The sequence below is a fragment of the Pantoea sp. Morm genome (assembly GCF_016643525.1).
GTDB lineage: Bacteria > Pseudomonadota > Gammaproteobacteria > Enterobacterales > Enterobacteriaceae > Pantoea > Pantoea dispersa.
Window position 1 is genome coordinate 1 of record NZ_VOQX01000128.1, and the last position, 10,039, is coordinate 10,039.

The following is a 10,039-nucleotide window of genomic DNA, read 5'->3' on the forward strand; positions in this document are numbered from 1 at the left end:
TGTTCATCAAAACCGGTTTACAGATCGCTTTTCCGGAGGAAAACAGCCGGGATTTTAGGATTCATCTTCAATGCCTGGCGCCCTTCCCAGTCGGATTCCGTGAGAACGCCGTAATTAATACCCGTCAGCGTAATGGCGTGCATCACGTGCTGGAGGCGGAATAAATCATTTTGCGCCAGCAAATCACTGCTGCTTGCCCGCCAGAGATATTCCAGCTTACCCGGCAGATCCGCCCGAAGCCCTTTCTCCCGGCCTTCTCTGAGCAGCCAGCGAATGTCATTCGCCAGTTCACGCCGGAACAGGCGTTTCTTCTCAGCGGTCGCCAGCCACCTGCATAAAAAGAGATTTTCCTGCGCAGCGGAACTGACGGCTCCGGCCTGACGTGCCATGTTCAGTGCGATAAGTCCGCACCAGGCAAGGTGATCGACGTAGAGGTTTGAGGTATCCATACTTTGATTAATTTTTCTTTGATATGCGGATTTAATTGCCGATCCTAACCCGCGCGGGCTTCAATTTCATCCCTGTTTATCAGGGAACCTCTTTGCCCTTCAGGAGGCGAGGGGACTGACGGAGTAATATCGTGGTGCACACACAGCTACGCTGTTTCAAACGAGAATTTCTGTACTGATTTATTTAACCCGTCATAATGCGGGTTTTTTACAGCATTCCCGCCGGCATTTTCTGGATGTAAATAATTCAGACCATCACGCCTCAGACGGCAGCTGTGTTCGGGCATAAAGGCAAGCTGTATTCAGGGCAGCGCATAAGGAAATCTGAGCATAAATACAGTGAGAGCTGTCTTGTGTTGCCTGCCGTACAGCTCATGGACAATCAGCTGCCTGCCACTCTGGATCCTGACTTCCAGGACTGTCGTGACGCTGGTTGCGGCATTGTTTTCAGCTGATGCGAAACGACGGCCTACCAGTGTAGCCAGCTCCGCCTCGTTTAACCTCAGTATCATGCACCTCTGTTCCCTAAAGATCCTCAATCTAAAGAGGGTAGCTGAAAAGCAGGCATGCGATGACATTTGCGCGCCTTTAATGAGAATGTCCGCCCTGACAGTTGCTGCTGCCGGTGTTCATGGTGCAGGCAATTATATTGACCTGGTCGCCCAGCTTTTCGGCGGCACGCATCACTTTCGCGCGATTTAATTCAGCTACAGATGCGCCGGGCGTGAAGGTCCTGGACACGGCCGAACGGGCAACCCCCGCCAGCCGCGCCACGTCTTCTGCCTTTACCCAGCTTTTACCTTTCTCAGTTATCCGTTCTCCACCCTGCTGATTGCCCGCACTGATTACAAAGGGAAAACTCACATCAGGGCTACAACTTTTTTTAGAGATGCTGGCGGTGCCTCCGGTCAGGCAGGCTGCATTACCGTTTTCTGACGGATGAGTCTGTTAAGTTTTTCAGTGGCCAGACTGATTTCGTTCTGCAGCTGAAGATGCTCCCCCCGGGCCGCGCTCAGGCGTCTCTCGAACAGCAACGTTTCTCCTGCCGTGATTTTCTGTTCTTCCAGCGAATGCAGAATAATTTCTGACTCCCGCAGGTAGCACTTCAGCATTTCGATGTGAACTTCCTGAGCACTCATTACGTTCTCTGCGAGTCTACGAGCCATAACCACCTCAAAATTTCCTTATTCCCCAGGCAGAAAGCGTAATCATAAAAATCATGACTCGCTACTGGCGCAGTGTACTTTTGATTGGTTATGGATCTAATTGCTGAGACACCATACATCTTCGCGAAACCTGACCCCGTTTCGGCGGTATGAGATATTTAAGTTAGCGGACTGAACAGCCGATAAGATTGATATCTCAATTGCCGATAGTGTCTCACTGTCCCCTCACTCCAGAAATAATCAGCAGTTTGATTTCTGCAGGTTTATCTACAACGCTAAGCATGGTTGCCATACCCGAAATGAAACGCTTTTATCTCTTAAATGATGAACTCCAGGAACGTCAGTGACTGATAAAAGGTATCTATCACGATCATTGTTGAGGTTAACCAGTATCGACAGTCTAAAACGGAGTTCAAAATAATGAGCAATGCGATCAAACCTGCCCTTTCCGCCGTCTGGTCCACCGACGCTTGTGACTTCTGTGTTACCAGTCAGGAAAGCCCTGAGGGTCTTCTCCCCGCACTGAAAGGCGTTACGCTGAGTGAATGGCTGGAATTCGCACAGGCTGATAATGACGCAACGATTGCGCAGCAACTCACTGCAGCGCTGGAAATGTTGACCCCTTTTAACATCGAAGTACCAATTAACTGCCTTGACGGGACCAGACGCCGGGTGATCCTGTCTGGTTTGCCGGGATACACGACCAGTAACTCTCTTGGCCATTTCAATGGATTTATCCTTGATATAACCGGTCAGCGTAAAGCCCTTGAGGATGCTCTACGCACGGCGACCGAATACCGATTGTTGATTGAAAACAGCACCGACCTAATCGCGCATTGTGACAGGGACGGCAGGTACGTATCGATTTCGCCTTCTTATAGTGAAATGATTGGATATTCAGTGGACGAGATAGTTGGCCAGCGCGTGGTGGATTTCCTCCATCCTGACGACCGCGTATCCGCCGGAGATGCGTTAATGCATCTATTTGAGGGTGGTGTGCTGCCGGACGTCGTAGAAGTTCGCAAAAGGCACCGGGATGGCCACTACATCACGCTCGGTACTAAGGCTTGTGGGGTAAGTGATCCCTCTACTGGCGATAATATCGGAGCCGTGCTTGTCTCACGCGATATCACGCATGACAAGGAAAAAATGAGAAGGCTTGAGAAGCTTGCTACCCGGGACACGTTGACCGGATTGCCTAACAGGGCCTGGGTTTACGATAAAGTCAGAGGGATGCTGTCTGAGGGAGAAGATCTCACTTTCACAACAGTTCTTTTTATCGATCTTAATGGATTCAAACCCGTTAACGATACCCTGGGGCATGCGGCAGGTGACGTTTTGCTACAGCAGGTGAGTGAGCGATTAAAACACTGCATGCGCTCTGGGGACTCAGTGGCGCGCCTGGGAGGTGATGAGTTCCTCATAGCCGCTAAATGCCTTAATCGCGAGGCGGCTTCAGCGATCGCACAGCGTCTTATTGACAGCCTCCGGGAGCCATTCGTTATTCATAAAATGGAAGTGCGTATCGGGGCATCCATAGGTATCAGCCTTGCAGGCTTCGGATCAGTATCCGTCGATCAGTTATTTGATCACGCTGACAAAGCGATGTATCAGGCGAAAGCGAAAAGAACGGGCTCTTATCAGTTTTATGGTGGCTGAATAAAGGCTACAAAGGAGAGTTGAAAAAAACCGGCACATTGAGTGCCGGTTAAAAATTCAAGTTTCCAAGAGATTGGGTTTCACCCGGCACTAACTATAGATTAATTCAGAAAAAAATCGCTATCTTAAATTTAAAGTGGCTCCGCACAGGGCAGTTTTCAGAATTCCCCTTTGAAGTGAAAATCTTTAGGATGAAATAGACGTACGGCACGAGGGCAGATTACTGGCCAGCCCTGTATCACGTACTTATGCCATGCAATAAAAAAACCGGCATGGCAGCCGGTTTCAGTATCAATTCCAGGGGTTTACCATTTATAGTGGTTAGAATCTTCCCAGTCTTTCAGCTCTTTTTCAGCCTGTTCCTTGCCGTAACCGTAACGTTCCTGGATACGACCTACCAGCTGGTCGCGTTTACCTTCCGCGACATCCATATCGTCGTCGGTGAGCTTGCCCTACTGTTCTTTCACTTTGCCTTTGAACTGCTTCCAGTTACCGCTGATGCGATCTTCGTTCATGTCGGTCTCCTTCGTTAATTCACGGGCTGCCGCCTGGCAATCCCAGTTCAGAACTTCATGCTAATAAGTATGGATCATGCAGGGTATTTTTCCTGCCACTTATCACATTCTCGGAATTTTCCTGAGATAAAATCAGCCAAGCCGCGTAAAGCTTGATACCCGTAGCATTGCCCTTATGGCTCTTCTTTAGTTGGCGACTTTCGCTCTATCCCTGCAATTTGTCTGCCCTGGCTTTTAGCTTCGTCATGCACCGCATGGATTTCAGTTACAAAACTATTTTCTTAAGTGCTGAAGGGGAAACGGTAAACTGACCAGGGGCCATGCGTTGCATCTGTACCCTTGTTGTTATCTGCCAGATACTCAATCTGAGGTGCGGGTACATAGATCCAGCCGTCTGAGATAACGAGAGCATCAGGCGTTATGAGCTTCTCATCCTTTATTAGCGTCTTGAGTGTGCCGTCAGGCTGAAGTTTATCGACAGAGCGTTTCTCCACATTGGAAAGATAAATATTCCCTGCCGCATCGATGGCCGAACCACCTATAGAAGGAATATCCGCTACTTTCTCAATTTGCCCCGCCAGTGTTTTATCACTTAACCGCTGATCTTTTAATGAAGCCGTAGGGATACGATAAAGCGGGCCGGCCGGGGGCGCATAGTAAAGCCATTGTCCGTCAGGGCTGACCTCGATAACGTCACTGTGCACGGTGGGGCGTTTTCCGCGGTTATCCTCAAGAATTCGGCCCTGGTAGCCTTTCTGAACGAGCCCATCAGGTTTACGCAGCAATGCATTTCCGGAGAGCCTTCTTATCGTTTTGCCTGTCTCAAGGTCGTGAATGATGACGCCGCCAAGCCCGGAATCAGTCACATACACGGAGTTACCCTTTATGCGCAGGTCGTTAGGCGCACCACCCGGCGGTAAAGCTATTTCATCAAACCGGATAACTGAAGCCGCTTCGCCTGTTGCGATGTCGAATGCGACAAGTTTTGCCGCACCCTTTGAAGGTTGCTCACCCTGAGGTGCACCCTGATCAACCGCCCACAGCCTGCCGTCACCGAAGTGATGGCAGGCATTTACGTTGACAAGGTTGTTGAGACCTTCATCACCCGGCGTCCATTTATTCCAGTGATTACCCGGGAAGGGGGCCAGGCCAGATTCGGTCACGCGCGCAAGCGCCGGAGACTTCTCATGCCCTTTAAAGCGGGGGAAGTTGAGGAACATGGTGCCACCGGCTGAGACAGCAAGGCCGTTGGCAAGCCAGGGTGAAGTGGCGGCAACCTGCAGTTGCGGATTAACCATCGACTCTGCCACAGCGAAGGCTGCCCGCGACAGGCACAATGTTGCGAGTCCGCCCGCAATAAATTCACGTCTTTGCATCGTCTGGCCTCCGGGTAAATGATTCAGACTTCCGGTATCCAGCGCTGCTGGGTGGCTTCAGCGTCATAGCGAATGCCTGAAGGCAGTGTAATGAGCTCGATGAGGACGCCAAAAGGTGTCATGCCGAACCACGTCTGATTGCCTGCCCCCTCCTCCTGAGCAAAGCAGTCGGAAGGGCCTTCAAGCATTTCTGCGCCATGCGCCCGCATTCTTTCCGCTGCCTGGTGAATGTCATCCACATACAGTGAGAAGTGGTTAATTCCCGGCAAGCCTGGATGAGCGGAGTGATCTTTCGCGGAAGGGTCTGTCTGAAATAACTCAACGTTGCACCCATTCTTCAGCCGCAGCATGGAGAGGCCGGTTAACCTGAGTTCCGCAGGGAAGCCATTGAGAGGAGCCATTTTCTTGCCCGGAATAAACTTTTCGGCATCAGCGGGCGGAACGATACGGTAGAGCACAGATGCATCCAGCGCGCCGATGAAGAAATGCTCGGCCTGCTTTAAATCAGAAACGGTAATGCCAATATGTTCAATTCCGCGGATCATCGGTTATATCCTTTTTAAAGTGATGTAAGAGGGCCAGCCGGGCTGTATCTGCAACGCTGGAACCCTACTCTCAGAAAAAACGGTTGAGGTTTAAGCGTGATCGGTCAGCGCCTGCGCCGCACAGATGAGAGCCAGGTGGCTCAACCCCTGTGGCATGTTGCCGCGCCACTCGCCGCTGCGGACATCAAACATTTCATTGAAGGTTTCGACGTTACCGCACTGGCAGAGCTTATCCAGAATCTCTTCCATCGCCTTTTCGGCTGACTGCGCTTCACCCATCGCTGCCAGCGCTTCGACCATCCAGAAAGAGCAGGCAATAAACGTGCTTTCTTCCTGCTCAACGCCGCTGTAACGGTATAGCATCGCGCTGCCGTGACCCAAGTCCTCCCGGATGGCACGATAGGTGGCACGCATGCGTTCCGGGTTAACCGTGTTGCCATAGTGGTGTACCAGTGCCAGAGCGGCATCGAGCTTACCGTCAGCGTGGGGATAGAAGAGGTAAGCCTGCTTTTCCTCTGACCAGCAGTGCTCCTCAATCCATTCACTGATTCGATCCCGCTCCCGCTCCCAGCGCTGAACCCAGGTGGGTTCGATATGTTTAGCTTTTGCCAGTGATACTGCGCTGTCGAGCGCCAGCCAACAGGCCATTTTGGAGTGGGTATAATGCTGTTCGTCCGGCAACTCCCAGATCCCGCTGTCTTTCTGACGCCACTGATCGGCACAGTAGTTCGCGAGCTCTCCCAGCATGCGTGAAGTTTCAAGATCCAGGATGTGGCCGGCACGGATGAAGAGTTCTGCCGTGGCCAGCATGTCGCCGTACATGCTGAGCTGAACCTGATCGCGTGCGTTGTTGCCGATACGAACAGGAAGAGAATGCTGATAACCGCGTAAGGAGGGGTAACTTTCTGCAGGCACCACGCCGCCTTCCAGCGTGTAACAGGCGCGCAGCCGGGTGCCGTGGCGTATGATGGTTTTCGATAACCATGAAAAAGCGGCTTTACAGTCTTCCAGCGCGCCCAGGAAAACGAACGATTTGATAATCAGGCAGGCGTCGCGCACCCATGCATAGCGATAATCATAATTCTTTTCTCCGCCAATGCCCTCGGGCAGTGAGGTGGTTGCCGCAGCGGCCAGTGCACCGGTTGGCGAATACCAGAGGAATTTGAGAGACAGCGCCGAGCGTCTGACGTGATCTGCATAACGGCCTGCGTAGCTTAGGCTGTGCGTCCAGTCGCGCCACGCCGTATGGCTGGTTTCAATACGGGCATCAACGGCTTGCAAATCAGGCACAGCCAGCGGCTCGCGCTCTGTCACCAGCAGGGCAACCAGCGAGTGACTATCAGGTCGGGTACGAAGCGTTGCGCGGATCACTCCATCGCCTCGCTCTGTTATCAGCCAGTCGTCAGACGTACGTAGCATAGCCATCAGTTCGGCAAGATGATAAACGTCACCCTGTTCAGTGTTATCCCGCCACGGAGAGCGGGTCTCGGCCACGGTGCCGAACCGTAATGTCAGGCTCAGTTCAACTTTGCCTTCGATCCCTTCAATACGTCTTGCCAGTTCGCTCCAGGGAAGACGACCGGCCAGCGTGCTGTTAATCGACTCAGTAATGAGTACGCTGCCATCCTGCGTAATAAACCGTGTTTCCAAGACGTTGCTGTCAGGGCGGTAGGCCCTTTCCGTACGGTAATCTGCAATGGGTTCAATCTGGAAAAAACCGCCGATTTCGGGGTCCAGCAGGCGGTCAAATAATGGCGGTGAATCAAGGTTTGGCGCACACCACCAGTCAATAGCCCCATCCGGGGCAATAAGTGCCACAGACCGACCTTCACCAATGGCCGCATAATCCCCAAGGCGGGCAAATCCATCCTCGCGCATCGGCGATCGTAGTACCTGATTATTCATTGCTTTTCCCTGCATGCTGAGACGACAACGTGGCCGCTTGCGGCCACGTTCTTCAAAAAATCCTGCTGATACTCAGACCGTGCCGGTGCCGCCATCGGAGCACCAGACCTGGCCGGAGGTAAAGCTGTTGGTGGTTTCAGCAAAGGTGACATAGAGAGGCGCAATTTCTGCTGGCTGGCCGGGGCGGCCCAGCGGGGCGGTGGCGCCAAACTGCTCAACTTTTTCCTGTGGCTGGCCGCCGCAGACCTGCAGTGGTGTCCAGTAAGGTCCTGGTGCGACAGCGTTAACGCGTATTTGCTGTTCGCCCAGCTGTTTCGCGAGGGCTTTGGTGAAAGCGGCTATCGAAGCTTTTGTCTGAGCGTAATCCAGTAAAATGGCGCTCGGATCGTAGGCCTGTACTGAGGTGGTATTAATGATGGATGAACCGGCAGGCATGTATTCCAGCGCCGCTTTGGTTATCCAGAACATCGCATAAACGTTGGTCTTAAATGTAGCGTCAAAATCTTCCGTAGAGAGCGTACGAATAGATTCATTAAACTGCTGCCGCCCGGCATTATTAACCAGAATATCGAGACCATTTAATTGGCTGGCAGCTTCGTTAACCAGTTTCTGACAAAATTCTTCAGAACGAATATCGCCTGGGATAGCAACAGCTTTTCGTCCTTCGGCTCCGATTAATTTTACGACTTCTGCAGCATCCTGCTCTTCATCCGGCAGGTAATTAATCGCGACATCGGCGCCTTCACGCGCATAAGCGATAGCAACGGCGCGGCCAATACCGGAATCTCCACCCGTAATCAGTGCCTTACGACCGGTAAGGCGTCCAGTGCCCCGGTAACTGGTTTCACCGTGGTCGGGCCGTGGCTCCATTTTACTCGCCAGGCCAGGAACAGGCTGATGTTGTTTTTTAAACGGCGGCTTCGGATATTCCTGTGTGATGAGAGTTTTATTAGTGAATGAGTTCATCTGTGTCTCCTTTTTGGTGATTAAATTAAGCCTGGCAAAGTTGTGATGTTTGTCACGTTAATAGACTCAAAAAAGTAAAAAAAGAAAATTAAGCGAAACGCAATATCTGGTGAATATCAGGCATGAAAGCTGGGATCGAAAGGTAATTACTTAAATTGGGAGGTATTGGAACAGGAACATTCAAAAAAAATCGTCCCGGCACTAACAGCGTTATTGATTAATATCCATTTGCTTAAGAGAACTAACAGACTGCCTGTGACGTTGATATGATAATTTCAGTAGGTGAAGGTTTATTGATTGAACTGTCTGGTTGGGCGTTTAACCGTAAAATGTCACCGATTTTAATCTCAGGGTACTTCTATCAGAAGCCAGCACCAATCATCATCGCGCCTGACTCAATAAACAATGGCCGCTATAAACTGGTCCGTTATACGGCACGCTATGAGCAGCACGCAGGCGAACAGGAAAATGTACATTCAGCTGCCAGTCTGCGCTGAAAACATCATACATACAGTCTGTGTTACTTATTCCCAGCCTGCCTGAACATCCCCCTGCCCGACCGCCCTTTAAGCAGCGGCCTTTCAGGCGCACTGAAGCCAGACGGTCGCAGACGAAAGAAAGAACCCGCGGCACCGCTAACAGCCACGAAGGACCCAGTAGTTACAGCATTCAACCCAAAGCCTTGAACGATTTACCGGCCCTCCGGGCCGGGCGGCGGGGGCTGATCAGTGGGGGCAACCGGGGTGCAGGTACGGCGCGGGTCCGAGGTGAGAGGGGCGCGATGGTTCAGACTGGCTGACTACAGTTATTTCTCTGACTGTTGTAACTAATTGCACTATCATGGGCCCGCGTCCGCGGGAGCTACCTTAAACCTCTGAGTGGCGCGGCCGCTGCAAGCGAGGGCTTTATTTATTCCCGCAGAATGCAGGCATGAACACCTTATTTATTTTTCTGACGGAAGTCATGACGCAGGGAATTAAAAGAAAATATGACGACGAACACAGACGACCGCGTAAATATGCCCGCGGTGAAATGCAGTACCGGAAACTGTGGCTGCCGGAAAATCTGCTGATGGAATTACGCGTGGCGGCGCGCGTCCGGCGATTTACCACCAACGACGAAATTATCAGCCGGTTAATAACGTCGATGCAGTTTTCACCCCGCCGTCACGTCATAAAAACGGATGAGGGACAGCGGCTGGTTGCGCTGGCCAGGAAGTTCTATGAGTTTATTCAGTCGCGTCTGGATATTATCCGGGTGGAGTTTCAGCAGAATGAAATGAGACAGGCAGAAAAGAAACCGTTCGCCCCCGGAAAAAACACGGCCTTCAGCAGCAGCTTTCCGGAGAATTTATGGCGTGACATGGAAATCAGTGCCCGCTTTAACCGCCGCAGCGTGAACATGGAAATACAGCAGCACCTGCTAGCCTCGCTGAATTATTTAACGGAGCAGCAGCTG

Annotated in this window: 10 protein-coding genes and 2 pseudogenes; 4 read left to right on the top strand and 8 right to left on the bottom strand. The window is 51.7% G+C overall.

Annotated features, from left to right (window positions below):
- Positions 1 to 17: 17 nt before the first annotated feature.
- Positions 18 to 449, bottom strand: a complete 432-nt coding sequence (locus FT726_RS24495) for a DUF2913 family protein (protein ID WP_346303605.1) — start codon at positions 447 to 449, stop codon at positions 18 to 20.
- A 423-nt stretch (positions 450 to 872) separates the two neighbouring features.
- Here FT726_RS24495 and FT726_RS24500 point away from each other — a divergent pair, with 423 nt between their 5' ends.
- Entirely contained in the window at positions 873 to 1,151 is a 279-nt protein-coding gene (locus tag FT726_RS24500) for a hypothetical protein (protein WP_166936486.1), read from the top strand.
- Here the strand turns inward: FT726_RS24500 and FT726_RS24505 are convergent.
- Positions 1,053 to 1,295, bottom strand: a pseudogene (locus tag FT726_RS24505) (LacI family DNA-binding transcriptional regulator); the annotation flags it as partial. The gene FT726_RS24500 and the pseudogene FT726_RS24505 sit on opposite strands and share 99 nt — an antisense overlap.
- 62 nt (positions 1,296 to 1,357) lie before the next feature.
- On the bottom strand, positions 1,358 to 1,588 hold the full coding sequence (locus FT726_RS24510) for a hypothetical protein (RefSeq protein ID WP_155288031.1): 231 nt from the start codon (positions 1,586 to 1,588) through the stop codon (positions 1,358 to 1,360).
- 447 nt (positions 1,589 to 2,035) lie between these two features.
- Between FT726_RS24510 and FT726_RS24515 the strand changes: the two genes are divergently transcribed.
- Entirely contained in the window at positions 2,036 to 3,274 is a 1,239-nt protein-coding gene (locus tag FT726_RS24515) for a sensor domain-containing diguanylate cyclase (RefSeq protein WP_034830584.1), read from the top strand.
- Positions 3,275 to 3,579: 305 nt separating this feature from the next.
- Here the strand turns inward: FT726_RS24515 and FT726_RS24520 are convergent.
- From FT726_RS24520 to FT726_RS24540, 5 genes and pseudogenes are all read right to left on the bottom strand, one after another.
- A pseudogene (locus FT726_RS24520) lies at positions 3,580 to 3,789 on the bottom strand (CsbD family protein).
- A gap of 281 nt (positions 3,790 to 4,070) precedes the next feature.
- Positions 4,071 to 5,165 carry an SMP-30/gluconolactonase/LRE family protein gene (locus FT726_RS24525; RefSeq protein ID WP_052127587.1) on the bottom strand — a complete coding sequence of 365 codons (1,095 nt, stop codon included), beginning with the start codon at positions 5,163 to 5,165 and terminating at the stop codon, positions 4,071 to 4,073.
- Positions 5,166 to 5,188: 23 nt separating this feature from the next.
- The gene (locus FT726_RS24530) at positions 5,189 to 5,710 is read right to left on the bottom strand and encodes a VOC family protein (RefSeq protein WP_034830582.1); all 522 of its coding nucleotides are present in this window, start codon (positions 5,708 to 5,710) and stop codon (positions 5,189 to 5,191) included.
- A 90-nt stretch (positions 5,711 to 5,800) separates the two neighbouring features.
- Positions 5,801 to 7,615 carry a glycoside hydrolase family 15 protein gene (locus FT726_RS24535; protein ID WP_346303606.1) on the bottom strand — a complete coding sequence of 605 codons (1,815 nt, stop codon included), beginning with the start codon at positions 7,613 to 7,615 and terminating at the stop codon, positions 5,801 to 5,803.
- A gap of 72 nt (positions 7,616 to 7,687) precedes the next feature.
- Positions 7,688 to 8,581, bottom strand: coding sequence for an SDR family oxidoreductase (locus FT726_RS24540; protein ID WP_034830579.1), 894 nt, complete (start codon positions 8,579 to 8,581; stop codon positions 7,688 to 7,690).
- 266 nt (positions 8,582 to 8,847) lie between these two features.
- Between FT726_RS24540 and FT726_RS24545 the strand changes: the two genes are divergently transcribed.
- Positions 8,848 to 9,078 (top strand): hypothetical protein, encoded by a 231-nt coding sequence (locus FT726_RS24545; protein WP_034830576.1) that lies wholly within the window; start codon positions 8,848 to 8,850, stop codon positions 9,076 to 9,078.
- A gap of 433 nt (positions 9,079 to 9,511) precedes the next feature.
- Positions 9,512 to 10,039 (top strand): hypothetical protein (locus FT726_RS24550; protein WP_346303607.1); only part of this gene is annotated, 528 nt, incomplete at its 3' end.